The following is a 23,850-nucleotide window of genomic DNA, read 5'->3' on the forward strand; positions in this document are numbered from 1 at the left end:
ACCTGAGGATGAAGTTAAGTTGCCAATATATTAACTGCCCGTAATGATACAATGTCATGCTTAAGTTCAACTATAACGAACTTAAGCATGATATACTTATGAGAATGAAATTCTTGGTGTTGTTAACTATATGAAAGTTATAGATTTATTTTCTGGAGTGGGTGGGCTGAGCTTAGGTGCGGCGAGGGCTGGATTTGAGGTTTCCGCTGCTATTGAGATCGATGAGCATGCAATCGCAACTCACCACGTCAACTTTCCAAACTCACGCCATTTTATGGAAGATGTATCTTTAATAAATGGGCGAGAGTTGCTAAATAGTATTAATATTGATTCTTTGGAGTGTCTGATAGGAGGCCCTCCATGCCAAGGTTTCAGTAGTATCGGTAAAGGCGATATTGAAGACGTAAGGAATGAATTATACTTTCATTTTTTTAGAATTATTAGTGAAATTCAACCATTATGTTTTTTGGCTGAAAATGTTCCCGGCATTATGAATAATAAATACGATCCTATAAGGAGCAAAGCATTCAGTCTCATTGAAAATGATTATTATATATTGCCACCTTTAAAAGTGAAGGCATCAGATTATGGTGCTCCTACCACAAGGACTCGTATTTTTTTTATTGGCTATAAAAAAAGCTTAGGACCAGAACTATTAAGTGTTGAGCATTTCTTACCAAGACAGAATGTCAACCCTATTACTGTTAGAGAAGCGCTAGCAGGTATAGATTTCAATGTCGATTCAAATTGGCAAACTGAAAGTGAAGGTTGGAGAAAAATAAATACAGACTTCAATGGAACATTTTACACAAAATTGTGGGGGGATATTCCATTAGGTGTTGGTGACGAAGAGTCCTTGAGATTGCTTAAGGATAATATTGTCTCGGGGTTTATGGGTACCAAGCATAGCATTGAAATTGAGAAACGCTATGGTAATTTAAAGTTTGGGGAGATGGATCGGATATCCAAGTCGAAAAGACTTGATCCTAACGGTTTTTGTCCGACTCTTAGAGCGGGAACAGGCAAAGAAAAAGGAAGTTTTCAGGCTGTTAGACCAATACATCCCTATCAGTCACGGGTCATTAGTCCTAGGGAAGCTGCAAGATTACAAGGTTTCCCTGATTGGTTCAGATTTCATAATACCAAATGGCACAGTTTTAGGCAGATAGGTAACAGCGTATGCCCATTAGTTGCAGAAGCAATGCTGTTACCATTAGCAAATTTTTGTACTGTAAATAGTCAGAACTGCACCTTAGAAAACCAAGGTATAGCTCTTTGATATTCAATAAACGTCTTTAATTGGTTTATTGTTTTGGGTTCTGTCTCAGAGAGATAGAACCCCATAGCTGCTATGATTTCCTCGGGAGAACTATCAGGTAATTTTGATTCGATTTCAAATCTTTCTTTTAAAGACATGGTGGGAATACTAATGTTTCTAGGTTTTTCCCATGTTTTATCAATAAAAGGCCAATGATCCAAGCGGCTTTTCTTGAAAAAACGCCTAGTCTTTGATTCATCAGATTCTAATATAATTCCAGTTGCGGTTAACATGGTTTGGCCATCGGCGTAAATAAATGATGACAACGGCTGGATGAAAACATCGCTTCTTGTGGACAAACCTCTATGCATAGCCTTCCTTATAGCATGCAATAAAGTTGTAGGATATTGCTTTGTTTTTGTGTGATCCGGTTCAATTGGATACGGGGCATATCTGTCAAGAATAGAACTCAAATTCGCAGCCCTATACTCATGCGGTGTAGATGAATAAGGGGCATTGCTATCGCGGCCAAGAGTTTCAGAATGAGCATTTACCGTTACTTTTATAATATCAAAAGCGTTGAGTTTATTGCAAAGTAACTCGATTTCACCAAGTTGGTCATTCAGCATTGAAGGGAGAGTATAATCTAGCCACACAATATGCCGGGTACGTTTTTTAAAATTGTAGTTAGTTAAAAAGTTTTGACTGGTTTGAGGTTTAGAACCGATATCAATACAGGAATTAGGCATGTTAAATTTTTGCCGCTTATGGGTGTTTTCAACCAATTCAAGCGATATCATTTTATTGATTTTTAATACGCTGTGCATCACTTTAAAATCTTCAAGGAATGGACCCCCAAACCCGGCGTAGACATAATCTGATATGTTTTTACAGTTATTTACCTTAGTAAGTAGATCTATAAAGAGGTTTCGATCAACAGCTTTATTATGCCTAAGATGATAGGGTATGCTATTTCCATTACTCATTTTCTGATGCCTCTTTCAGCATTTTTTCAAATGTTTTACGTCCTACATCCACTGCCGGTATATTTACATCATCAAATAAATACTCTGCAACTTGGTTAAATTCATCTAATTCAACACTATATTTTATCATTTTCGTTTTGGTTGAAATTTTTGGCAACGGTAATGTAGGTTTATAAATCTTGCCACCAAATGGTTTCGGGTTGGTTTTGAGTTCTTTTTTTGGTATTAAGTCGATTAATTCACTCGATGTAGCAGGTAATGATTTGTTACTCATAGATTTAATAGTATTATTGCTATTACCGTAAGATTTCCATTTGTTGGTAAAATGAATAAAAGTTTTTAGACCATCGCGCATATAGTCTTTCACCGCTAAATATAAGTCAGAATTACCATCAATTCCTCTTTTAGTAGTGGTGACGGGCAATAAACTAGCATCATTGGAGGTAAATTTGACTACACCAGCAATACCGATGAACTGGGTATGGTAAGCAGGAACGCCGGCTTCACCCCAGCCTGTAAGTCGTGTTTTATCGGCATAAATCACTACACGATCATTACATATAACTGTCCATCCTGCCTTTTCGCTTGAAGTTTTTGATTCCAAATACTCTTCGTCTTCATTATCAGTTGTTAGATCTCGATAAAAACCAACAGAAAGCTCAATTTTTACGCCATTTTGCTCATTGGTATAGATATAGGGAGTTATGCCATCACCATTTTTGAAGGCACTCTCATTAAATAACAATGAAGTCAAGCTTGGTTTTATTTCTTGACCATTAAGACTGATTTTAAAACCTTTGTTTATTACTATCGCAAAATGGTTCGAAATAATGTTCATAAGATCTGATTGGAATACATGTTTATCGTCCAACAGCTTAGAAATACCATCCCTTATTTTAGTGATGTGTATTCTTGTACCATTTTGACTCAAGTCGGTTGATTTTCTTGTTAGTGGCAAATGCCAGTTGTGATCATCGCTTAGCCATTGAGGGGTTATTTCTACCTCATATTCATCCTGATCAGTTTTAGTTGATACAATTGAATGGGCTCCCATTTTGAACATGGCCCTTTTCATACCGATACCGTAAACACCTATGGTTGGAATGTTGCGTTCTTTACCAAAATTTGTGTTGCCAAGTCTGAAAGCCTCTTCCGCGGCGCGCTTCGCTGAAATACCACCGCAGTTATCTTCAATTATAAATGTATCTTTATCCATAGTAAGATTAGCAAAGAAACCATTGTATTTTTTATCATTATTGAGATTTTTTTCAGATATGGATCTCATTGCACCATCTAGACAGTTGTCAACAAGATCTAAAATTGCATCCGTTAGTTCGATATCTCTTGTTAGCATATCTACGAAGAATTTTTTTGCTGGTGAAGCATTTACAGGATTGGTATTCAATTAATTTCCCTTAATAAACAAATTATAACATTGCAAGAATAAAATACATTACTATCTATGTGACTTTTCATCCATATGTTTTTTTTGATATTAATGCAAGCATTTAGAGTGCCTTGCTGCAACTTATTGTTTGTAAAGGTTTTTATCCAATTTCAACCGTTTGGATTATGCCATTTGCTTGCCTATACAGAGAGGTATCTGACATACGCTTATTAACGTGGCTTAATCATGTTGCTTTAGGAAGTTTACATTAATAGCTTATGTGGTGTGAAATTTTCCTAGACATCAATTGGTTAAAAGACATACAAAAGCAACAAATACCGATATGACACGATATGTCACCGACGCCATATTCTTCAGAATTCTAATCAAACCTTAACCATCATTATTACCTCAATAAAAAGTGTAAAGTAGCTACAGCAAGATTTATTTCAACAAAAACAATAGCATGTGTTTTAGTTTGAATAAATTTTGTGTGATTTATCAACTAATCACAAGGTCATTTCACTGTTTATTCATACAGTGTTTTGTTGTATTGTTTAGACGCTACAGGAAAAAATGAATTTTTCTTCCGGCGAACCTATTAGGAAATTTGCGCCGTTTGTTATTTTGGCTCTGTGAACAGGATTTCTCCCCGCCGGGAGAGGGTATTTGTGGATAGCAAAGTGAGGGGGTTTCGTGAGTGATAGTGAGGCACAGCAAAAGGGTTGGTACGATTTGGTGCGTCGTGACGATGGACTGGTTATGGCGTCATATCAATATGGTCCTGAGGACCGCGTACTGTTTTACCGATACGGCGATAAATTTAGTTGTAGGCCTATGGCTCCTGATGAGCTGATCGGCGATTTATCGATGTTCACCCAGATGCTCGTCAAGGCAGGTTACCGCCCCTCATCCCTTTCTGATATAGTCACCTCGTCAGCCTGAACAACTGACAGCCTGCTGCGCCACTGGAGAGATACCATGGCGCAAAAACCTTCCAAACAAGCACTTAAACTGGTTCCTTCCGGATTCAGCGATTTCTTTTTGCCCGCGCTCGAACAGGTGACGGCATGAAGAAAACCAGCTTCATTCACACACAGCTCACAACGAAAGAAGTGGACGAACTCGAGGCCCGCTATCGCGCCAATGGCGTGCGCACAGTGCGAAGCCTTGATGTCGATCTCATCCACTGGACGCTCACCGCTTATCTGCCTCAGGCCAACAGAGCCCCGCGCCAGGATAAAACCTTCCAGCAAAAGCTCTGGAGGGAAGCGTGAAGACCTACAACATCACTCCGATGGGCAAACCCAGGATGACGCGCGCTGATAAGTGGAAGAAACGCCCGGAGGTTCTCCGGTACCGCGCGTTCTGCGATCACGTTCGGCTGCTGGGCGTCGAGCTACCGGAAGCAGGCGCACACATTACGTTTATCCTCCCGATGCCACAGAGCTGGAGCAAGAAGAAGCGCCAGGAGATGACGGGGAAACCCCATCAGCAGAAGCCAGACAAAGATAACCTCGAGAAAGCCCTGATGGATGCCATCTATGCGGATGACGCCCATATCTGGGATTCCCGCGTGACGAAGCGCTGGGGTGAGGTAGGGCAGATCATCATCGGGGAGATCGCCTGATGCGCGCCTTGCTGAAACCGGTTATTGCCCGGGAGCTGGGCGTTGTGCTGCTGAAGCCCGGCAGCGAGCTGATGCCCATGTTCATTTCAGGGCGCGTGCTGGTGGAGAGCCAGCCTGCCAGCATGGCCAGCTTTGAGACCGGGCGAGTTCCCGATCTGCGGCAACCGCTGGCGGCCAACCCGGCGCTGCGTCCGTTCTTCCTCCACGAAAAGGTGATCACCGCTGCTGGTGGGCTGGCTGGCCTGGAATACTGGTTATTGCGCCACGGCGGCGGCACCTGCCAGTACCAGCACAGCGATTACCACTATCACGAACTGACCACCATGCGGCACGAGCCCGGCGCGATCCTTCTCTGTGGCCACTGCGACAACCGGCTGCGCGAGCAGTACACCGAACGTCTGGCGGAGCTGGCGCGTCAGAACGTCATCGACTGGGTGCTGGATATCGCTCGTGTAGCGCTGGCGCTCGACAAAGCCCGTGAACTATCACTGGCTGAATTGTGCTGGTGGGCTGTTCGTGCCGCTGTCACCGACGCGCTGCCTGAATCCGTTGCCCGCGAGGCATTGCGCCTGCCGGCGGAGAAACAAACGTACCGTGAGAGCGAGATAGTACCGTCGGTACCGGCCACCAGCATCATCGCCGACAAGGCCCGCGCGCTACCTGCAGCACCTGCAGGCGCACCACCAGCCATTAAGCCAGTCGTGGGCGTACTGGTGGATCCCGAGTCCCCGCAGACCCTGATGAAGCGGCCAAAGCGGACCCGCTGGGACAAACCCAAATATCTGGCATGGGTTAAGACGCAGCCTTGCGAGTGCTGCGGCAGGCCGTCAGATGATCCACACCATCTAATCGGCTGGGGCCAGGGAGGCATGGGAACGAAGGCGCACGACAGTCTCGTGATCCCCCTGTGCCGCCAGCACCATACCGAACTACATAACGATCCGGTGAAATTCGAGCGTAAGCACGGTACTCAGCCGGAAATGATAATCAGAGTGCTGGACCGGGCCTTTGCGCTCGGCGTTCTGGCTTAAGGAGCAGTACAGGATGACACCACGTCAACGCCGCATTCATATCGAAGGTCTGGGTAAAGCAGCTGCAGCGCCGAGAAAAAGTTACCTTGGGAAGTTCACACCATTGAAGAGCGTCCAGTCTGCCTGGATCAAATCTCTGCTGACGGTCTGGGGAGAATGCGTCGGCGGGAAAACCCGTGCGCAATACCGCCTGGAGAACTGCAGCCAGTTCTGGTCTGAGGTCAAGCAATCGGAGTGGTCGGACAGTCAGCTATCGCGTATCACTGAGGCGCTGGGGCAGGCAAGGGAAGAGGGGTTCCGTGGCGTACAGGCAGCATTGCGCGCCCGGTCCATTCTGTGGCCGGTAACACTGTCTGAACTGATAGAAGAGAGCGAGCGCCATGATGATGCCGACTTTATCGAACAGATCATGCTGAACACCTTCGACCAGCGCGATCCGGTTTATGTGGTCGGCCTGCAGTTTTACACCACCCGCAAGAAGATATCTGACATCACCCGGGAGTTGCAGCACGTAGCCCCCTGGCTTACTGACGGAGAAGCGCGTAAGCGGGTGCGCTGGTGCCTTGAAATCTTCCAGGCGAAGGTATTTCTGGCTGTTCGCCGACAGATAGAAGCCGGTCAAAAGTGAGATGTATGTTAAATATTTTTCAAATAGAGTTGAAAACGGGCCAGAAAAATGAATAATCCATTCATGCTTGGCAGAGCTGCGCCACGATGGCAGCGTCGAAAAGCCTAAACAAACAAATCCTGAAACCTCGCTCCGGCGGGGTTTTTCCTTTTCTGAGGTCACCGTTTGGTGGCCTTTTCTATTTCAGGCTCCCGGAACCCCCATCACTCGTCTCGTCGTTAATTCATCCGGAGAGCCTGATCTCCCTCTGATATGGAAACCATATGTCCGAACCACTTTCCGGCAGCGCCACGGCGCATGCTGCGGTTACGACTGTCACCTTTGCTGGATTCTGGGCAAACACTGAGGCTGGCGTAATCCTTGGGGCGCTGGCCGGGGCGCTTATCTACGTTCTCACGTCCCACAACCTCAGCATTCTTGAACGTTGCCTGTACGGTGTTGCTGCCTTCATCTCTGGCATCCTCGGGGCGGCGACCGCCACACGGGTAATCAACAAGGTCATTGGTAATTTTGTGCCAGGCATCGACGGTGCGGGAATTCCTGAATCTCTCGGCGCCATGGTCTCGGCGGCATCGGCGATCACCATCGTTCTTGCCCTCAAAAAGCGCGCTGAGAAGAAGGCGGCTGAGGAGGGGAAATGATTCTGACTCCATTCGTACTGCTTCAACTGCATGCGGTGGTCGCATTGATTACGGGCCTGCTAATTGCTGGCTTCAACCGTGGCGACCGCAAGCATAAACGTCATTTCTCGGCGCTGGCATATCTGCTGGCGCTGGCGTTCTTCTCGATCCCCATCCGTATCTGGGTTGGTGATTACCTCTACATCGACCGCTCAGAGCTGGTGGTCAACATCGGGTTTCTGATTGTGATGCTCCTCTCCCGGGGGAACATCACAGGCAAAAGGAGCTGACAGTGAATCAACAGCAATTCGAAAAGGCAGCTGGTGTAAGTGCCGGGCTGGCTTCGCGCTGGTATCCGCATATCGATGCGGCAATGAAAGAGTTCGGCATCACCGCAGTTAACGATCGGGCCATGTTCATCGCGCAGCTGGGCCACGAATCGGCAGGCTTTACCTCGCTGGTGGAGAGCTTCAACTATTCGGTCGACGGCCTGAAGAAAACCTTCGGTAAACGCCTGACGCCTTACCAGTGCGAGATGCTGGGCCGGGTTGACGGTAAGCAGAACGCCCACCAGCCGCAGATTGCTAACCTGGTATACGGCGGCCGCATGGGGAACGTCTTCGAGGGCGACGGCTGGAAATATCGTGGCCGTGGTCTGCTGCAGATCACCGGGCGTGAGAACTACACCAAATGCGGCACTGCCTTGAAGCTGGATCTGGTGAGCACTCCTGAGCTGCTAGTGCAGGAACGACACGCTGCCCGGTCGGCGGCCTGGTTCTTTGCGTTACGCGGCTGCCTGCTGTATTCCGGCGACATCGTGCGGGTCACGCAGATCATCAACGGTGGGCAGAATGGGCTGGCTGACCGCAAAGTACGTTACAGCCGGGCGCTGGCGGCGCTGTCATGAAGCTGCGTTATGTTCTGCTGGCGCTGGTGGTCATTGTCTCGGTTACCGGGGCGCTCGCCTGGCGTTCTGGCTGGAGTGCGCACGCTGACCATATCAACGCGCTGGCGGCAAAGAAGAAGGAAAAAGCCGAGAAGGCCATCCAGCCGGTTGAAGAGAAAGCCGCCGTGGCCACCGCCGAGTCCAAAGTGATTTACCGAACCATTACCCGCGACGTGGTGAAATATGTTCAGTCTCCGGATCGTATTGTGTGCCAGTTTGACGATGATGCTGTGCAGCTGCGCCAGCGTGCAATCGACGCTGCCAACTCCATCAGCGGATTTGATGCAGGCGCCGTGCAGGGGAAGTAACGCTGGCACCAACAGCGATGACGATCTGCAGGCTGATATTGAAACCGCCCAATGCCTGCGCCAGCTGCGCCTTGACAAGTACCGCTGGCAGGCCTGGTACAACGCTGTGAAATGAATATCCGGACTCCCAATAGCAAAATACATATGTGGGTTGGCTTAAAAAATATCTTCATGCAAAAAAGCAGAGCAATATGCTATAGCGGAAGCATATATGCCAATATATGTTCCATCCTGCGGTATAAATACAACCATTCCTTTTTTTTGAGTTTTTATTTTTTTTTAACGTATAGACTCAACCCACCTTATCTGAATAGTCATTCAGACTGGTGTATCGGTTAGCATTCAGTCCTTGCTCTCCCGGGTGGCTCCGGAGCATCAAGACTTGAACGATGAGCGGTACTTATAAAGGCCATGCATTTGCATGGCCTTTTCTAAAAATTAGCGTTTAGCGATGTCAAAAACACGTTTGCCTTAAGACAGACGTATGACGGGATTGAGGCAAATCTATGAAAAAGGTTCTGGTCTTCTTTAATTCAAGCCCTGCAGAGGTCGTTGAGACTCTGGAGGGTGTTACTACGATTGCGAGAAATTATCCTGGTGGCGAAGAAATGCATTTGCCAATATCACTTGCAGGCATTCACTCAATTACGGGCGATCAGATTGAAATATATGTCGCTTCTGACAGGGAGCTTTCGCGTGATGAAGTTGTAAATGCAGTGAATAAATTTCTGTAAAGTAGTTGAAACCTGGCTTTAAAAAGAAATTTTGTGTTGCAAGCGAGCTTTTACGGAAATGAAACAGGTTGGTGAGAATATTTCCGCTAACATCAAACTATGGTGAATCCCCCTAAGCGGTGGGGCTAATTAACCTGATGACTCTTCTTCACTGGCGCTCATCGTGAAAGTCTGAAGCAGCGGGTCACGGGTGGTTAACCCAAAGGCTCACCGGGAGGCACCCGGCACCATATGCCAAAAGCCCCTGTAAAAATTCAGGGGCTTTTTTTTGCCATTATTATGCGCAGTGACATCATAACGTCGAAATTTAACCTTAAGGATGTGGCTTAACGAGAATAAAAAATTGCCCTCTTCTTGAGGGCAAACGAGTCTACTTACTGTTCGTTCTTATGATTGAACTACACAACGTGGTATCAGTGCTCTTTCCTCCTGTAGATCCCCCTGTTGTTACAGGAGCCCTACCTCTAACTCCTTTTAATGCTGGCAAATAAGCTGTCAACAACAAGCGACCGCCTCTGGCTTTAAGACTAATCTCAATCGCGTGTACCCGAAATCAGTATTGCTCAACACCCTCATTAAGCCATTGGCATTAGCTGGTGGTTTTTTATTGCCATCACCGTGGGAAGCCCCATCGTAATGGCTGTAGCGGATAAATCGGGAATATACCCTATCGGGGATAAAAACAAGCCTCGCCGTGTCGGGGCTTTTTTATGAACTCTTATAGGTAAATCAAAATGGCAAAGAACTATTATCAAGACGGCAATACGATGGACTGGCACAACGGGACAACAAAGGCTGTGTTGTCGGGTCAGCCGGTCATTGTCGGTGCGATTATCGGCATAGCCCAGCATGATGTTGCAGTGGACTCAGACGGTGAGTTGATGATGACCGGTGTGTTTGTATTGCCGAAGGTTGCAGGTGAGACATGGCAGCGTGGCGCTCGCCTCTGGCTGACGAAGGATGGCAAGCTAACCAGCAGCCAGAAGGACGGGACGGATGATAATGCCCTGGCTGGTACTGCATGGATCACCACCAATCCAAACGACCCAGAGGGGCGCGTCCGCCTTGGCTTCTGACACGAAAAAATGGCGTAAATGGACGTTTAGACGTCTAAATAATGCCATTTTGTCATTAAGTGATAATCATTATCGTTTGGGTCCTCCCGGAGGGGTGGCCTGCCACGAGGCGGCGGGCACGCGGAAAACGGCTAGTTTTCGTGATCCAGGGTCATCATCATCATGTGCATAACTGTATGATTTTTATCAATGCCATTTTGCAATGATGTCGAATCGTTCAAAAAGTGTTCACCATCATGGACCAGGAGCTCTCCACCCTGAAGCTGAATATCAATCAGCTGGCAGGGATCACCGGCGTTCATCGCCAGACCGTTGCCGCCAGGCTTAAGCAAGTCGAGCCTGCACTGGGCAGCAACAACAAACTCAAACTCTATCTCATCACCGATGTGCTGACCGAGCTGATGGCGCCCGTCGTCGCGTCCAGCGCCGAAGATATGACGCCCTCGGACAGGCTCGCCCACTGGAAAGCGGAAAACGAGCGGCTCAAATTCGAGCAGGATACCGGTCAGTTAATCCCGGCTGATGAGGTGGCCCGTGAATTTTCTGTCATGGCAAAAGCTGTGGTGCAGGTGCTGGAAACGCTGCCGGATATTCTGGAGCGTGACTGCGCGCTTAACCCCGCAGCTGTCAGCCGCGTGCAGAGTGTGATTGACGATCTTCGCGACCAGATTGCGCAGCGCGTGCTGGACGCAGAACCGGAGGAGGATGAGCCAGAGGAGGACTGATGGCGAAGCGGGCATCTGCCCGGGGGATCCGAAAGGATGTCCCTGGAATACTTCGTGCCCCACGCCGCATGCTGGTGGCCGATGCAGTCAGTAAATTTATGCGCGTGCCAATGGGTGCCGGTAACTCCGTTCCCTGGGATCCGAACCTGGCTCCGTATGTACTCGAGCCAATGAACTGCCTGGCGTCGCGCGAGTATGACGCAGTGGTGTTTGTCGGCCCGGCGCGAACCGGGAAGACGATTGGCCTGATTGATGGGTGGGTAGTTTATAACGTGGTCTGCGACCCGTCTGACATGCTGATCATTCAGATGACAGAGGAAAAGGCCCGCGAGCACTCGAAGAAACGACTGGATCGCACGTTCCGTTGCAGTCCGGAAGTGGCAACCCGTCTGAGTCCCCGCAGGAACGATAATAACGTTTACGACAGGACATTCAGGGCGGGTAACTATCTCAAGATAGGCTGGCCGTCGGTCAATATCATGTCCTCGTCGGATTACAAGTGCGTCGCCCTGACCGATTATGACCGCTTCCCGGAGGATATCGACGGGGAAGGTGATGCATTTTCCCTGGCCTCCAAGCGTACCACCACGTTTATGTCGTCCGGCATGACGCTGGTGGAGAGTTCCCCAGGCCGGGACATCCGCGATACGAAGTGGCGCCGGAGCTCGGCGCATGAAGCCCCGCCAACAACCGGCATTCTGTCACTGTACAACCGCGGCGACCGCCGGCGCTGGTACTGGCCATGTCCGCATTGTGGTGAGTTTTTCCAGCCTGAGATGACGGCGATGACCGGTTACCGGGAAATCAGCGATCCGGTAAAGGCCAGCGAAGCGGCCTGCATCCATTGCCCTTCCTGCTCCGGGGTGATCACCGCCGACCAGAAACGTTCCCTGAATATGAAAGGTGTCTGGCTGCGTGAGGATCAGCAGATCGACAGCAGCGGAACAATAACGGGCACCGGGCGGCGGTCGCGTATCGCATCGTTCTGGATGGAAGGCCCGGCAGCTGCATATCAGACCTGGGCCCAACTGGTTTACAAACTGCTGACCGCTGAACAGGAGTACGAGGCGACCGGCAGCGAAGAAACGCTGAAGACGGTCATTAACACCGACTGGGGACTCCCGTATCTCCCGCGCTCAAGTATTGAGCAACGCAAAGGTGACGAACTGCTGCAGCGCGCCGAACCGGTTGAACGGCGGCGCGTGCCTGCTGGCGTCAACTTCCTGGTGGCGACCGTCGATGTTCAGGGCGGTAAAAACCGGCGATTTGTGGTGCAGGTTGTTGGCTACGGCGCCCACGGCGAGCGGTGGGTGGTTGACCGGTACAACATCATGCAGTCGATGCGCACCACGCCCGATGGTGAAAGCTACCACATCGATCCTGCCAGCTACCCGGAGGACTGGGATCTGCTGCGCACCGATGTGCTGGAGAAAACCTGGGCGCTTGATGGCGAACCGGGCAAGCGAATGAGCCTCATGGCCATGGCCGTCGACTCCGGTGGTGAAGATGGCGTTACCGACAATGCCTATGAGTTCTGGCGGCGCTGTCGCCGTGACGGTCTGCAGCGCAAAGTCTGGCTTTTCAAGGGTGACAGCCAGACCCGGGCGAAGCTGATTACCAAAACCTACCCGGATAACACCGGGCGTTCTGCCCGGCGCGCGAAGGCGGCCGGTGATGTCCCTCTCTACCTTCTCCAGACCAACGCACTGAAAGACCGGATCAATAACGCGCTGTGGCGCGATGTGCCGGGGCCGAACTACGTGCATTTCCCTGACTGGCTGGGAGGGTGGTTTTACGACGAACTGACCTATGAGGAGCGATCAGCTGATGGGAAATGGACGAAGCCTGGTAAGGGGGCTAACGAAGCGTTTGACCTTATGGTTTACGCGCATGCCCTGGTCATTCTTCATGGTTACGAAAAAATTAAGTGGCCTGATGCGCCTGTGTGGGCGCGCCGGGAGAGTTATCTGGTGGTTGAGCCATCGCCAGACGCGCCTCCAGTGGCACCGCCGCCGGTTGCAAAACCGCCAGTATCAGAGCCAAAGGCTACGAAGCCAGCCCGTGAATCGGCATGGTCATCATCATCAGGAGGCTGGGTGTGAATCTCAATGATATTCAGGACATGGTCCGCCGTTATACCGAAGCGGAAATGGCGGTCCTGCAGGGCAAGTCCATCACGTTTAATGGTCAGCAGATGACCATGGAGAACCTGAGTGAGATCCGGAAGGGCCGCCAGGAGTGGGAGCGAAAAGAGGCTGCTGCCGCGGCTGCCGCAACGGGCAGGGGTGGCTCGTTTAAACTGGCGAGGTTCCCGCGATGAGCGCCCTGGATAATCTGATAGGCATGTTTTCCCCGGGCTGGAAAGCGGAGCGCCTGAAGTCGCGCCTGATGATCCAGGCATATGAGGCTGTCATTCCTACCCGGACGCACCGGGCAAAACGCGAAAACCGCTCCGCGAATCAGTTGACGCAATTCGGCGGGCGATCGCTGCGCGAACAAGCCCGGTGGCTCGACTGTAACCACGATCTGGTGATCGGCATCCTTGATAAACTCGAAGAGCGCATTGTGGGGGCAAAAGGCATCATCGTGGAGCCGCAGCCCCTGATGAGTAACGGGGGCATCGCTACTGACCTTGCTACACAGATCCGCGCCAAATGGACGGAGTGGTCCGTTTCTCCCGATGTTACCGGGCAGTTCACCCGACCAGTGCTTGAGCGCCTGATGTGCCGGACCTGGTTACGTGACGGCGAGGTGTTCGCGCAGCTGGTCAGTGGCACCGGGAACGGTCTGTCGCCTGTGGCAGACATTCCTTTCTGGATTGAGGCGCTGGAACCGGATTTTGTGCCGATGGAGCGGACAGAGCCGGGTCAGAAGTTGTGCCAGGGCATTTACCTGAATGACTGGGGCCGCCCGACCCGATACATGGTCTACAAAAACCTGCCGGCGGAAGGCATGCGCCAGGGAGATACCAAGGATATTCAGGCGGAGAACATGCTTCACCTGAAGTTCATGCGCCGCCTGCATCAAATCCGGGGTAACTCACTGCTTGCCGGGGTGCTGATGCGTCTTTCGGCGCTGAAGGAGTACGAGGACGCTGAACTGACTGCTGCCCGCATTGCAGCGGCACTGGGCATGTTCATCAAGAAAGGCGATGGTCAATCCTATCCGGAAGATAGTGCGCAGGGCTCCCGGGAGCTGAACATTGAACCCGGCATGCTGTTTGACGATCTCCGCCCGGGTGAAGACATCGGCATGATCAAGTCAGACCGACCAAATCCCAACCTCGAAACTTTCCGTAACGGGCAGCTCCGTGCTGTGGCTGCCGGTTCGCGCGGTAGCTTCTCCAGTATTGCCCGCAACTATGACGGGACATACAGTGCGCAGCGCCAGGAGCTGGTGGAGTCAACCGAAGGCTATTTCATTCTTCAGGACGCATTCATCGCTGCGATCACACGACCTATGTACCGGGCCTGGCTCAGGATGGCGATTGCTTCAGGCGAGATCACGGTCCCGAAAAATGTCGATAAAGCCACGCTCTTTAGCGCCGTGTTCTCCGGGCCCGTTATGCCCTGGATTGACCCGGTCAAAGAGGCGAACGCCTGGAAAATTCTGCTGCGTGGCGGTGCTGCGACAGAGAGTGAATGGGTGCGCGCCCGCGGCGCAAATCCTGATGATGTTAAGCGCCGCCGTAAGGCGGAGGTTGACGAGAACCGTAAACAGGGGCTGGTGTTTGATACCGACCCGGCAAATGACAAAGGAGACACTCGTGTCCAGGAAGAAAAACCGGGTAAAGAACCGCCCGAAAGCCCAGGCAAAAAATAGCTGGTTCCGTATGCAGGCCAGTTCGGAAAACGAAGCTGAGATCTATATCTACGACGAGATCGGCTACTGGGGGGTAACGGCGAAGCAGTTCGTCGCAAACCTTAAGGCGCTGGGCGACGTCACTCACATCAAACTGCATATCAACTCCCCTGGTGGCGATGTCTTTGACGGTATCGCCATTTTTAATGCCCTGAAATTCCACGGCGCGGCGATCACCGTTTATATCGACGGTCTGGCTGCCTCAATGGCATCAGTTATCGCCATGGTAGGAAACCCGGTCATCATGCCGGAAAACACCATGATGATGATCCACAAGCCGTGGGGTTTTGCGGGTGGTGATGCTGATGACATGCGCGACTATGCCGACCTGCTCGACAAAGTGGAGTCGGTGTTGATCCCGGCATACGCGCAGAAGACGGGCAAAAGCACCGAAGAAATTGCGGCAATGCTGGAGGATGAGACCTGGCTCTCCGGCACTGAATGTCTGGAGCTGGGCTTCGCTGACCAGGTCACACCATCCTTGCAGGCAATGGCCTGCATCCATTCGAAACGTATTGAGGAATTTGAAAAGATGCCAAACAGCATTCGCAACATGGTCACCCCGCCGCGCAATACCGCTACGCGCGAAACACAGCAGCCAACTGCCACCCAGCCGGCTCCGGCGGCAGGTGCCAGCGAAACAGATATCCGTGCGCAGGTTATTGCGGAGCAAAAGGCACGCGTGAACGGTATTCAGGATCTCTTCGCCATGTTCGGCGGAAAGCATCAGGAACTGCAGGCTAAATGTATTGCCGATCCAGAGTGCTCGGTCAGCCAGGCGAAAGATGTTCTTCTGGCAGAGCTCGGTAAAAATGCCACGCCGTCCAACACCACTACGCAGGGGCAGGCCCATGTGTATGCCGGGAACGGTAACTTTGTTGGCGACGGGATCCGCCAGGCGCTGATGGCGCGTGCCGGTTATGAAAATGTTGAGCGTGACAACGTCTATAACGGTATGACGCTGCGCGAATACGCCCGCATGTCCCTGACCGAGCGCGGCATCGGGGTCTCCAGTTACAACCCGATGCAGATGGTTGGTTTTGCGCTGACGCACAGCAACTCCGATTTTGGCAATATCCTGCTCGATGTCGCCAACAAAGCGCTGTTGCAGGGCTGGGATGAAGCGGCAGAGACCTTTGAACTCTGGACCAAAAAAGGCCAGCTGTCTGACTTCAAAACGGCGCATCGCGTCGGCATGGGCGGCTTCCCGTCCCTGCGTCAGGTGCGAGAGGGCGCGGAGTATAAGTACATCACGACGCAGGATAAGGGTGAAACCATCGCGCTGGCCACTTACGGTGAGATCTTCTCCATCACCCGCCAGGCCATTATCAACGATGACCTGAACCAGCTGACTGACGTTCCGATGAAGATGGGCCGCGCTGCGAAAGCGACAATCGGTGACCTGGTCTACGCCGTGCTGACCGGTAACGGGAAACTTTCAGATGGCAAGGCGCTCTTCCATGCTGACCATGCCAACCTTTCAGCTGGCGCCATCAGCGTTGACAGCCTGGATAAGGCCCGCCAGAACATGCGCAAGCAGAAAGAGGGCGAGCGCGCCCTGAACATTCGTCCGGCCTACATGCTGGTTCCGGTGGGTCTGGAAACATTAGCCAGCCAGACCATTAAGTCAGCAAGCGTGAAAGGGGCTGATATCAATGCCGGCGTGGTGAACCCGCTGCAGAACTTTGCCGAAGTGATCGCAGAAGCGCGTCTGGATGACGCCGACCCGGCGGCCTGGTATCTGGCTGCCGCACAGGGCACCGATACCATCGAAGTGGCGTACCTCAATGGCATTGATGCCCCGTACATCGACCAGCAGGAAGGTTTCACCACTGATGGTGTTGCGACGAAAGTCCGCATCGATGCCGGTGTGGCGCCGCTGGATTATCGCGGTCTGGCGAAATCATCCGGTAAGTAATCACCCCGACATTGAACCGGCCCGTAAGGGCTTTTTTTATATCTGCAACATGGCCCCGGCAGGGGCCATACGGAGAGCTCATGAAGAATTTCGTACAGGATGGTCACACTATCGATTTGACCAACTCGGGGTCGGCGGTGATCGCCAGTGGCACGCCGGTTGCCGTGGGGGATGTTCTGGCGATCGCTATCGCTGATATTGCCGTCGGCGAAACTGGTACGGGCCTCACCAGTGGCGTCGTTCAGTTGCCGAAGCTGGCGGCGGATGATATCGCCCAGGGCAAGACCGTGTACTTCAAAAGCGGGAAAGTGCAACTGGAGGCCACCGGCGCGACACCGGCCGGGAAAGCCTGGCAGGCTGCCGGTGCGAACGTCGCCGCCGTACTGGTTAAGCTCAATGGCTAACCCCTTCGACGCGATGGTGGCCCGTATGGACGCGGCCACCGTCAATCTGATGGCGGATAAGGTCACGATCAACGGTGCCAGTTTTGATGCTGTAGAAAGCCAGTTTGTCGCAGAAATGGGGCCGCTGGTGGGGGATGGCCTGTCACTGGTGGTGTTCTCCCCGGCAGTGTCGCCACGCAAAGGCGATGCCATTCACTGGAAAGGCCAGGACTACACCGTTACCCGTAAGCAGTTGTTCAACGGTAAGCCACAGATCTGGATTGAGTAATGGAGGCTCTATGTCCATTAAAGGGCTCGAACAGGCGATCGCTAACCTGGAAAGCATCAGCAAAACCGCTGTGCCACGTGCATCCTCTCAGGCGGTGAACCGTGTGGCCACCCGGGCCATCTCCCGCAGCACCCGTCAGGTTGCGAAGGAAACCCGGGTGCAGCGAAAACTCGTCAATCAGCGTGCACGCCTGAAGAAAGCCACGGTACGTAAACCGCAGGCCACTATTCGGGTCAACCGGGGCAACCTCCCGGCGATCAAGCTGGGCGTGGCCAGCGTGCGTCTTTCCCGGCGAAAACGTGACAAGGCCGGTGTCCGAAGCGTTCTGGTCATCGGGCGGTTTCGCTTCCCGGGCGGATTCATTCAGCAGCTCAAAAACGGGCGCTGGCATGTCCTGCGGAGAACCACCAAAAGCCGCTACCCGCTCGAGGTGGTGAGCATTCCTCTGGCAGCGCCACTGACTGAGGCCTTTAAACAGGAAAGCACCCGCCTGACTGCCACCGATCTTCCAAAAGAACTCTCAGCGGCTTTACGCAACCAACTGAGGATAATTCTGACCAAATGAAACATCCCCTGATCCGCCAGGCGGTGCTGGATGCCCTGAAAGCGGGCGTTACTGACCCTGTCACGTGGTCTGACGGCCGTCCCGCTGTACTTGAGTCCGAAGATCTCCCGGCTGTCGCCGTCTATATCACTGACGCGCAGTCCACGGAGGAATCAATCGACGAAGATATCTGGCGCGCCACGCTTCATATCGAGGTGTTCCTGAAAGCGAGCGAAACGGATACCGCGCTCGATACCTGGATGGAAAGCAAAATCTATCCACAGCTCAATGCACTCCCCGGCCTTACCCCCTTAATCGAAACCATGTCTGCTCAGGGCTATGACTATCAGCGAGATGACGAAATGGCGACGTGGGGATCGGCTGATCTCAAATACTCAATTTCATACGTAATGTGAGGTAATCATGCCAACTCCAAGCCCGCTTGAACCCGTAAAAGGTTCAGGCACAACGTTCTGGATTTACACAGGCACAGGCGATCCCTATGCCAACCCGACCAGCGACACTGACTGGACCCGCACTGCCAAAATCAAAGACCTGACGCCAGGTGAACTGACAGCCGAGTCTTATGACGACACCTACCTTGACGATCCGAACGCGGACTGGGCCAATACAGCGCAGGGGGAAAAGTCAGCCGGTGAGGCTAGTTTCACCCTGGCGTGGAAGCCGGGGGAATCAGGGCAGCAATCTCTGGTGGACTGGTTCTATAACGGCGATGTGCGCGCCTACAAAATTAAATACCCTAACGGGACGATTGACGTCTTTAAGGGTTGGGTAAGCAGCCTCGGTAAAACGATCCCGGCGAAAGAGGTCATCACCCGTAGCGTGAAGATCAGCAACAACGGCAAGCCATCGCTGGCAGAAGAAAGCCGTACCCCGGCCGTGGCCGTCACCGGTGTAACGCTCGACAAGTCTACCCTTGCGGTTGCTGTCGGCGCTAAAAACACAATCAATGTTACGGTCACGCCTTCCGGTGCTACTGATAAAACCTTCCGTGTAGCCTCGTCTGATCCGGCTAAAGCGACTGTAACCGCCAGCGGTAACGTACTGACTGTGACGGGTGTTGCTGCAGGTACTGCTGAAATTATCGTGATGATGAACGATGGTCTGAAAGTCGCGATCTGCCCTGTCACCGTTTCCTGACCGGCGGGGCGCTTGCCCCGTCATTTTTACTGGAGCATCCCATGAGTTTTCTGAAATCAGAGCCATTTACTTTTAACGGCAACACCATTGAGTTGTTTGAGCTGTCCGCGCTGCAACGTATCGAGCATTTGCAATACCTGGCGCTGGATGAGAAATCCCTGCCAAAAGACGAAGGGGAAGAGGGTTATCTACCGTTACGGGTTGCCAGCAATATCCGGCGTGGTGCCCGGCTGATCGCGATGTCACTGTGGCAGGGAGACACCTCAAAGAATGTTGATTCTCTGCACCATGAAGTTCTCTCCGGGTGGTCGCCAGCAATGATTGGTGCCGGAGAACACTTCGTTAAAAATCTCTCTGACATGCTGCCTCTACAGGAGCCAGAGCTGACCAGCGGTGAGGAAAACGAAGACCGCGCTGCTGTGGATGAGGAAGTGAGCGCGGAAAAGCGTTAGCCGGTGAGCTGAGTTTTGTGATGAAACTGGCGCGTGAGTTCCGGCGCCCGGACTGGCGCGCGATGCTTGCCGGCATGTCTTCGACTGAGCTGGCTGAGTGGGGGCGTTATTATGAGCAGCAGTATTTTGAAAACGATTTGCTGGATGCGCATTTCTGCCGGCTCAGTCATCTGGTTGTGTCTCTGATGTGCCCGGATACTGAACTAACCCCGCTTAATTTCAGCCTCCTGAACCCGCCTGAGCCGAAAAATTTACCGATGGATGATGATGTAATGATGTCTGTGGCGGAAAGCCTGGGAGGAGTGCGCTATGGCACAGTCAGTGGGTGATCTGGTCGTTAACCTTGACGTTGATTCGGCTAAATTTACCGAACAGGTGAATTACGTAAATAAGCAGCTGAAGGGGACGGGTAAAGCGGCCAACGATGCCGCCCTACAGGTTCAGCAGGCATTTTCGAAGCAGGAGCTGGCCGCAAAACGAGCCGGGATTTCTGTAGGCCAGTACAGTGCCGCGATGCGAACCCTACCTGCGCAGTTTACTGACATCGCGACGCAGCTGGCTGGTGGGCAAAGCCCCTGGCTCATCATGCTCCAGCAGGGCGGACAAATTAAGGACCAGTTTGGTGGTCTCCGGCCCATGTTCAGTGCTTTGCTGGGAACGATCTCACCAACCATGATCGGAGTCGGGGCACTCGCCGCTGGCACCGCAGCGCTGATGTATTCGTATTATCAGGGATCGAGCACGCTCTCAGAATTTAATAAAACGCTGACATTGACCGGTAATACTGCTGGTCTCACAGCTGTTCGCATGCAGACCATTGCAGCGGCCGGAGAAAAAGCGGGGCTTACATTTAACCAGACCAGTCAGGCGCTGACCGCGCTTGTAACTGCAGGCGTTCACGCGGGTGCAAACTTCGAAGAGCTTGCGATCTCGGTTGCGAAATTTACGGATGCATCCGGTCTGCCGGTCGATAAGGTGGCTGAAGCATTTGGGCGCATGGCCAATGATCCGGCGTCAGGGCTGCTGGCGATGGCGCAGCAGTTTCACAACGTCACGGCTGAGCAGGTTGCATATGTTGCCGCTCTGCAGCGCGCAGGGAATGAAGCAGGAGCACTGCAGGCGGCAAACGAAGCAGCAACGACCGGGTTCAACAAGCAGACTGCCAGCATCCGCGACAACATGGGCACGATTGAATCCGCCGCAGATTCCCTTAAAAAAGCATTCAAATCCATGTGGGATGCGGCACTGGATATCGGCAGGCCGGATACCTCTCAGGAAATGCTGAGTAAGGCAGAGGCGGCCTTTAAGCGGGCGGATGAAATCTGGAATTTGCGTAAGGGTGATCGTTATGTCAACGATGACGCGCGCGCCCGCTTCTGGAATGACCGTGAGACTGCCCGCCAGGCGCTGGACATGGCTCAGCAACAGGCCCGCAATTCTCAACTCGCCCAGGAAAATGCCAGTCGTGAGGCAGGACTGGAAGCCGATCGCCTCAAGTACGCACAACAGGCCCAGGCGAATTACAGCAAAACGCAGACGGCACTGGAGAAGTACACCGATCGCCAGAACGAACTGAATAAAGCGTTAAAAGAGGGGCGGATTCTCCAGGCTGATTACAACATCAATCTGGCCGCGGCGAAAAAAGAATATGAGGACTCGCTTAAGAAGCCGACGAAAACGAGGACGCCGGGCGGGACGAAACTTACCGACAATACCAGCGCTCAGACCATCGAGTTGCAAACCCAGCTGGAGGTATTACGCCAGCACTCTGTAATCAACGACAAAATCAGCCAGCAGCGCCAGCAACTATGGAAAGAGCAGGCCAGATTTACGGTTCTTGAGCAGGCCGCCAAAACCCGCAACTTAACAGATGATGAAAAATCCCTTCTCGCCAGCAAGGACAAGGTGCTCGCCCAGGCGGAAATCAATGCAAGGCTCGGCGATCAGATTGTTACCCAGGAGCGCCTCAATCGACTGCAGGATACCTCGCAGAAGTACGTAACTCAGATGAGCGAGAAAACACGGGCGCTGGCAGAAAGTGCGGGTATGAGCAGCCGCCAGACCCAGCGTCGCCTTGAGGAAGCGCAGCTGCTGCAGGGCTGGAAAAATGCAGGGGGTAATGAAGGGGATCAGCAGTACCAGAACGAACTGAATGCGCTCAGGAATTACTATGGTGAACAGGACGCCCTCCGCCAGAACTGGCAGGCTGGCGCCAAAACGGCCTGGGCTGACTATGTTGATTCTGCTGACGATGCCTACGGGCAGGTGAAATCGCTGGCCGCCGCCACGTTTGACGGAATCGGACAGAGCATGGCCGACATGCTTACGACCGGTAAAGGAAAATGGTCAGATTTCACAAAATCCATTCTGTCGATGATGGCGCAGATCCTCGTGAAGCAAGCCATGGTCGGGGTGGTTGACTCCGCCTCTACAGCTCTTGGTTTTGCCACTGGCGGATTTACGGGTTACGGCGGCAAAAACGACCCGGCCGGTATTGTCCACCGGGGGGAATTTGTCTTCACCAAAGAGGCGACCAGCCGGATCGGCGTCGGAAACCTGTATAGCCTGATGCGGGGATATGCCAGCGGTGGCCTTGTGGAAGGTGGTAAGGGCATCGCCACGCCTCTGGGGGTGAGTGTTTATGCTCCCGTCACGGTTACCCCTTCCCAACAGAGTTCGTCGTCAAGTCAGGCGAGTAGTGACGCAGCCGGCAGGGCCTATCAGCAGGTGGTTGACCGATCTATCCGGGAGGGGATCGCCCGGGAAAGCGAACCTGGCGGAATCATCTGGAATCTGAACAACGGGAGGCGCTAATGGCTATCGAGAAATTCTCCTGGCCCATTCAGTCGGCCAGTCAGCCAACCACGAAAAGCAAAGACACCATCCGGAAAGCCCAGTTTGGTGACGGGTACACGCAGGTCAGCGGATCGGGAATCAATGACGAGACGTTAACCTATGAATATTCCTTTACCGGAAGACCGGATAAAGGGCTGCAGATTTACGCTTTTCTCAGGCGGCACAAGACGAAGTCATTTTCTTTTCAGCCTCCGTTCGGAGAGCTGGCGCTGTGGCGTGTTGAAGCTGACAGCCTGCAGAAAGTGGTGAAGGGAAAAACCGTAATGTACATTTCAGCCACATTTGAACAGGCCTTTGCTCCATGAGTCTTAATCGTGATTATCAGAAACTGGAGCCGGGTAGTGAGGTCCGTCTCTTTGAAGTTGACGGTACCGGCTTTGGGGTATCAGACGTTATGCGTTTCCACTCCCACAATATTGCGCATACGCCAGCGGAAATTGAGGCAGCGGGCGGGGATGAGACCAGGCTACCCGCCAAATCCATCTGGTGGCAGGGACAGGAATATAAAGCCTGGCCCTGCCAGATTTCCGGCATAGAAGCGTCCACCAGTAGTGGCAACGCCAAGCCTAAGCTGTCGGTCGCTAACCTGGACAGTTCTATCACAGCCCTGTGCCTGGCTTACGACGATATGCTGCAGGCGAAAGTGACGATCCATGACACGCTGGCGCATTACCTGGATGCCAGAAACTATTCAGAAGGCAACCCAACAGCCGACCCAACCCAGGAAAAGCTGAAGATATTTTATATCGATGCGAAGAGCAGTGAGACCAACGAGGTGGTTGAGTTCATTCTGACAAGCCCAATGGACCTGCAGGGGCTGATGATCCCCACCCGGCAGCTACATTCTCTTTGTTCGTGGTGCATCCGTAATAAATATCGCTCAGGGGATGGATGTGATTATGCCGGTACCCTGTACTTCGATAAAAATAACAATCCGGTAAGCGATCCTTCACGCGATGAATGCAATGGGACGCTGACTGCCTGCCAGTTACGGCATGGTGCCGATAACGAGCTGCCTTTTGGCGGTTTCCCGGGAACCTCTCTTATCAGGAGCTGA

Annotated in this window: 29 protein-coding genes; 27 read left to right on the plus strand and 2 right to left on the minus strand. The window is 52.3% G+C overall.

The annotated features are described in order from the left end of the window. Positions 1-130 precede the first annotated feature (130 nt). Positions 131-1,279 (plus strand): DNA cytosine methyltransferase, encoded by a 1,149-nt coding sequence (locus tag C2U54_RS13845; RefSeq protein WP_103179142.1) that lies wholly within the window; start codon positions 131-133, stop codon positions 1,277-1,279. On the opposite strand, the gene C2U54_RS27235 is transcribed toward C2U54_RS13845, so the two are convergent. Both C2U54_RS27235 and C2U54_RS13850 read right to left on the minus strand, forming a co-directional pair. After that, entirely contained in the window at positions 1,240-2,244 is a 1,005-nt protein-coding gene (locus C2U54_RS27235) for an O-methyltransferase (RefSeq protein WP_103791335.1), read from the minus strand. The genes C2U54_RS13845 and C2U54_RS27235 overlap by 40 nt on opposite strands. Continuing rightward, complete coding sequence (locus tag C2U54_RS13850; RefSeq protein WP_103179143.1) at positions 2,237-3,649, minus strand: ATP-binding protein; 1,413 nt, start codon at positions 3,647-3,649, stop codon at positions 2,237-2,239. The genes C2U54_RS27235 and C2U54_RS13850 overlap by 8 nt, the downstream gene beginning before the upstream one ends. Positions 3,650-4,327: 678 nt before the next feature. Between C2U54_RS13850 and C2U54_RS13855 the strand changes: the two genes are divergently transcribed. From C2U54_RS13855 to C2U54_RS13980, 26 genes are all read left to right on the plus strand, one after another. Beyond that, positions 4,328-4,576, plus strand: a complete 249-nt coding sequence (locus tag C2U54_RS13855; RefSeq protein WP_103179144.1) for a hypothetical protein — start codon at positions 4,328-4,330, stop codon at positions 4,574-4,576. 125 nt (positions 4,577-4,701) lie between these two features. Then, positions 4,702-4,908 (plus strand): hypothetical protein, encoded by a 207-nt coding sequence (locus C2U54_RS13860; RefSeq protein ID WP_103179145.1) that lies wholly within the window; start codon positions 4,702-4,704, stop codon positions 4,906-4,908. Continuing rightward, on the plus strand, positions 4,905-5,261 hold the full coding sequence (locus C2U54_RS13865; RefSeq protein WP_168192011.1) for a RusA family crossover junction endodeoxyribonuclease: 357 nt from the start codon (positions 4,905-4,907) through the stop codon (positions 5,259-5,261). Before C2U54_RS13860 ends, C2U54_RS13865 begins: the two co-directional genes overlap by 4 nt. Further along, complete coding sequence (locus C2U54_RS13870) at positions 5,261-6,292, plus strand: DUF968 domain-containing protein (protein ID WP_103179146.1); 1,032 nt, start codon at positions 5,261-5,263, stop codon at positions 6,290-6,292. The genes C2U54_RS13865 and C2U54_RS13870 overlap by 1 nt, the downstream gene beginning before the upstream one ends. Before the next feature lie 13 nt (positions 6,293-6,305). Beyond that, positions 6,306-6,920 (plus strand): hypothetical protein, encoded by a 615-nt coding sequence (locus C2U54_RS13875; RefSeq protein ID WP_103179147.1) that lies wholly within the window; start codon positions 6,306-6,308, stop codon positions 6,918-6,920. A gap of 263 nt (positions 6,921-7,183) precedes the next feature. Then, on the plus strand, positions 7,184-7,561 hold the full coding sequence (locus C2U54_RS13880; RefSeq protein WP_103179148.1) for a putative holin: 378 nt from the start codon (positions 7,184-7,186) through the stop codon (positions 7,559-7,561). After that, positions 7,558-7,830: a phage holin family protein gene (locus C2U54_RS13885; RefSeq protein ID WP_103179149.1), complete on the plus strand. Its 273-nt coding sequence runs from the start codon at positions 7,558-7,560 to the stop codon at positions 7,828-7,830. Before C2U54_RS13880 ends, C2U54_RS13885 begins: the two co-directional genes overlap by 4 nt. 2 nt (positions 7,831-7,832) lie before the next feature. Further along, the gene (locus C2U54_RS13890) at positions 7,833-8,447 is read left to right on the plus strand and encodes a glycoside hydrolase family 19 protein (RefSeq protein WP_103179150.1); all 615 of its coding nucleotides are present in this window, start codon (positions 7,833-7,835) and stop codon (positions 8,445-8,447) included. Next, positions 8,444-8,794, plus strand: a complete 351-nt coding sequence (locus tag C2U54_RS13895; protein ID WP_103179151.1) for a hypothetical protein — start codon at positions 8,444-8,446, stop codon at positions 8,792-8,794. The genes C2U54_RS13890 and C2U54_RS13895 overlap by 4 nt, the downstream gene beginning before the upstream one ends. A gap of 506 nt (positions 8,795-9,300) precedes the next feature. Continuing rightward, on the plus strand, positions 9,301-9,528 hold the full coding sequence (locus tag C2U54_RS13900; RefSeq protein ID WP_103179152.1) for a hypothetical protein: 228 nt from the start codon (positions 9,301-9,303) through the stop codon (positions 9,526-9,528). Between the two features lie 734 nt (positions 9,529-10,262). Then, the gene (locus C2U54_RS13905; protein WP_103179153.1) at positions 10,263-10,604 is read left to right on the plus strand and encodes a DUF2190 family protein; all 342 of its coding nucleotides are present in this window, start codon (positions 10,263-10,265) and stop codon (positions 10,602-10,604) included. 236 nt (positions 10,605-10,840) lie between these two features. Then, positions 10,841-11,329, plus strand: coding sequence for a DUF1441 family protein (locus tag C2U54_RS13910; protein WP_103179154.1), 489 nt, complete (start codon positions 10,841-10,843; stop codon positions 11,327-11,329). Then, complete coding sequence (locus C2U54_RS13915) at positions 11,329-13,431, plus strand: phage terminase large subunit family protein (RefSeq protein WP_103179155.1); 2,103 nt, start codon at positions 11,329-11,331, stop codon at positions 13,429-13,431. The genes C2U54_RS13910 and C2U54_RS13915 overlap by 1 nt, the downstream gene beginning before the upstream one ends. Next, positions 13,428-13,649 carry a hypothetical protein gene (locus C2U54_RS13920; RefSeq protein ID WP_103179156.1) on the plus strand — a complete coding sequence of 74 codons (222 nt, stop codon included), beginning with the start codon at positions 13,428-13,430 and terminating at the stop codon, positions 13,647-13,649. Before C2U54_RS13915 ends, C2U54_RS13920 begins: the two co-directional genes overlap by 4 nt. Beyond that, entirely contained in the window at positions 13,646-15,151 is a 1,506-nt protein-coding gene (locus C2U54_RS13925; protein WP_103179157.1) for a phage portal protein, read from the plus strand. Before C2U54_RS13920 ends, C2U54_RS13925 begins: the two co-directional genes overlap by 4 nt. Beyond that, entirely contained in the window at positions 15,078-17,108 is a 2,031-nt protein-coding gene (locus C2U54_RS13930; RefSeq protein ID WP_210406388.1) for a ClpP-like prohead protease/major capsid protein fusion protein, read from the plus strand. The genes C2U54_RS13925 and C2U54_RS13930 overlap by 74 nt, the downstream gene beginning before the upstream one ends. 80 nt (positions 17,109-17,188) lie before the next feature. Further along, on the plus strand, positions 17,189-17,512 hold the full coding sequence (locus C2U54_RS13935; RefSeq protein WP_103179159.1) for a DUF2190 family protein: 324 nt from the start codon (positions 17,189-17,191) through the stop codon (positions 17,510-17,512). Next, positions 17,505-17,780: an ATP-binding protein gene (locus tag C2U54_RS13940; RefSeq protein ID WP_103179160.1), complete on the plus strand. Its 276-nt coding sequence runs from the start codon at positions 17,505-17,507 to the stop codon at positions 17,778-17,780. The genes C2U54_RS13935 and C2U54_RS13940 overlap by 8 nt, the downstream gene beginning before the upstream one ends. Before the next feature lie 10 nt (positions 17,781-17,790). Next, positions 17,791-18,345: a phage tail protein gene (locus C2U54_RS13945; protein WP_103179161.1), complete on the plus strand. Its 555-nt coding sequence runs from the start codon at positions 17,791-17,793 to the stop codon at positions 18,343-18,345. Next, positions 18,342-18,740 carry a phage tail terminator protein gene (gene gpU / locus C2U54_RS13950; protein ID WP_103179162.1) on the plus strand — a complete coding sequence of 133 codons (399 nt, stop codon included), beginning with the start codon at positions 18,342-18,344 and terminating at the stop codon, positions 18,738-18,740. Before C2U54_RS13945 ends, gpU begins: the two co-directional genes overlap by 4 nt. A 7-nt stretch (positions 18,741-18,747) precedes the next feature. Beyond that, on the plus strand, positions 18,748-19,485 hold the full coding sequence (locus C2U54_RS13955) for a phage tail protein (RefSeq protein WP_103179163.1): 738 nt from the start codon (positions 18,748-18,750) through the stop codon (positions 19,483-19,485). 41 nt (positions 19,486-19,526) lie between these two features. Continuing rightward, complete coding sequence (gene gpG / locus C2U54_RS13960; RefSeq protein WP_103179164.1) at positions 19,527-19,937, plus strand: phage tail assembly chaperone G; 411 nt, start codon at positions 19,527-19,529, stop codon at positions 19,935-19,937. Positions 19,938-19,957: 20 nt separating this feature from the next. Continuing rightward, on the plus strand, positions 19,958-20,266 hold the full coding sequence (locus C2U54_RS13965) for a phage tail assembly protein T (RefSeq protein WP_103179165.1): 309 nt from the start codon (positions 19,958-19,960) through the stop codon (positions 20,264-20,266). Beyond that, on the plus strand, positions 20,247-22,751 hold the full coding sequence (locus C2U54_RS13970; protein WP_103179166.1) for a phage tail tape measure protein: 2,505 nt from the start codon (positions 20,247-20,249) through the stop codon (positions 22,749-22,751). Before C2U54_RS13965 ends, C2U54_RS13970 begins: the two co-directional genes overlap by 20 nt. After that, positions 22,751-23,098 carry a phage tail protein gene (locus C2U54_RS13975; protein ID WP_103179167.1) on the plus strand — a complete coding sequence of 116 codons (348 nt, stop codon included), beginning with the start codon at positions 22,751-22,753 and terminating at the stop codon, positions 23,096-23,098. The genes C2U54_RS13970 and C2U54_RS13975 overlap by 1 nt, the downstream gene beginning before the upstream one ends. Then, positions 23,095-23,850 carry a phage minor tail protein L gene (locus C2U54_RS13980; RefSeq protein ID WP_103179168.1) on the plus strand — a complete coding sequence of 252 codons (756 nt, stop codon included), beginning with the start codon at positions 23,095-23,097 and terminating at the stop codon, positions 23,848-23,850. Before C2U54_RS13975 ends, C2U54_RS13980 begins: the two co-directional genes overlap by 4 nt.

It is taken from the genome of Leclercia sp. LSNIH1 (genome assembly GCF_002902985.1).
Classification (GTDB): domain Bacteria; phylum Pseudomonadota; class Gammaproteobacteria; order Enterobacterales; family Enterobacteriaceae; genus Enterobacter.

Bases quoted from the DNA above. Each gene is read 5' to 3' on its own strand.
- C2U54_RS13845 (WP_103179142.1), top strand. From the start codon at position 131: ATGAAAGTTATAGATTTATTTTCTGGAGTGGGTGGGCTGAGCTTAGGT.
- C2U54_RS27235 (WP_103791335.1), bottom strand. From the start codon at position 2,244: ATGAGTAATGGAAATAGCATACCCTATCATCTTAGGCATAATAAAGCT.
- C2U54_RS13860 (WP_103179145.1), top strand. From the start codon at position 4,702: ATGAAGAAAACCAGCTTCATTCACACACAGCTCACAACGAAAGAAGTG.
- C2U54_RS13870 (WP_103179146.1), top strand. From the start codon at position 5,261: ATGCGCGCCTTGCTGAAACCGGTTATTGCCCGGGAGCTGGGCGTTGTG.
- C2U54_RS13875 (WP_103179147.1), top strand. From the start codon at position 6,306: ATGACACCACGTCAACGCCGCATTCATATCGAAGGTCTGGGTAAAGCA.
- C2U54_RS13880 (WP_103179148.1), top strand. From the start codon at position 7,184: ATGTCCGAACCACTTTCCGGCAGCGCCACGGCGCATGCTGCGGTTACG.
- C2U54_RS13885 (WP_103179149.1), top strand. From the start codon at position 7,558: ATGATTCTGACTCCATTCGTACTGCTTCAACTGCATGCGGTGGTCGCA.
- C2U54_RS13895 (WP_103179151.1), top strand. From the start codon at position 8,444: ATGAAGCTGCGTTATGTTCTGCTGGCGCTGGTGGTCATTGTCTCGGTT.
- C2U54_RS13900 (WP_103179152.1), top strand. From the start codon at position 9,301: ATGAAAAAGGTTCTGGTCTTCTTTAATTCAAGCCCTGCAGAGGTCGTT.
- C2U54_RS13905 (WP_103179153.1), top strand. From the start codon at position 10,263: ATGGCAAAGAACTATTATCAAGACGGCAATACGATGGACTGGCACAAC.
- C2U54_RS13910 (WP_103179154.1), top strand. From the start codon at position 10,841: ATGGACCAGGAGCTCTCCACCCTGAAGCTGAATATCAATCAGCTGGCA.
- C2U54_RS13915 (WP_103179155.1), top strand. From the start codon at position 11,329: ATGGCGAAGCGGGCATCTGCCCGGGGGATCCGAAAGGATGTCCCTGGA.
- C2U54_RS13925 (WP_103179157.1), top strand. From the start codon at position 13,646: ATGAGCGCCCTGGATAATCTGATAGGCATGTTTTCCCCGGGCTGGAAA.
- C2U54_RS13930 (WP_210406388.1), top strand. From the start codon at position 15,078: ATGACAAAGGAGACACTCGTGTCCAGGAAGAAAAACCGGGTAAAGAAC.
- C2U54_RS13935 (WP_103179159.1), top strand. From the start codon at position 17,189: ATGAAGAATTTCGTACAGGATGGTCACACTATCGATTTGACCAACTCG.
- C2U54_RS13940 (WP_103179160.1), top strand. From the start codon at position 17,505: ATGGCTAACCCCTTCGACGCGATGGTGGCCCGTATGGACGCGGCCACC.
- C2U54_RS13945 (WP_103179161.1), top strand. From the start codon at position 17,791: ATGTCCATTAAAGGGCTCGAACAGGCGATCGCTAACCTGGAAAGCATC.
- gpU (WP_103179162.1), top strand. From the start codon at position 18,342: ATGAAACATCCCCTGATCCGCCAGGCGGTGCTGGATGCCCTGAAAGCG.
- C2U54_RS13955 (WP_103179163.1), top strand. From the start codon at position 18,748: ATGCCAACTCCAAGCCCGCTTGAACCCGTAAAAGGTTCAGGCACAACG.
- gpG (WP_103179164.1), top strand. From the start codon at position 19,527: ATGAGTTTTCTGAAATCAGAGCCATTTACTTTTAACGGCAACACCATT.
- C2U54_RS13965 (WP_103179165.1), top strand. From the start codon at position 19,958: ATGAAACTGGCGCGTGAGTTCCGGCGCCCGGACTGGCGCGCGATGCTT.
- C2U54_RS13970 (WP_103179166.1), top strand. From the start codon at position 20,247: ATGGCACAGTCAGTGGGTGATCTGGTCGTTAACCTTGACGTTGATTCG.
- C2U54_RS13975 (WP_103179167.1), top strand. From the start codon at position 22,751: ATGGCTATCGAGAAATTCTCCTGGCCCATTCAGTCGGCCAGTCAGCCA.
- C2U54_RS13980 (WP_103179168.1), top strand. From the start codon at position 23,095: ATGAGTCTTAATCGTGATTATCAGAAACTGGAGCCGGGTAGTGAGGTC.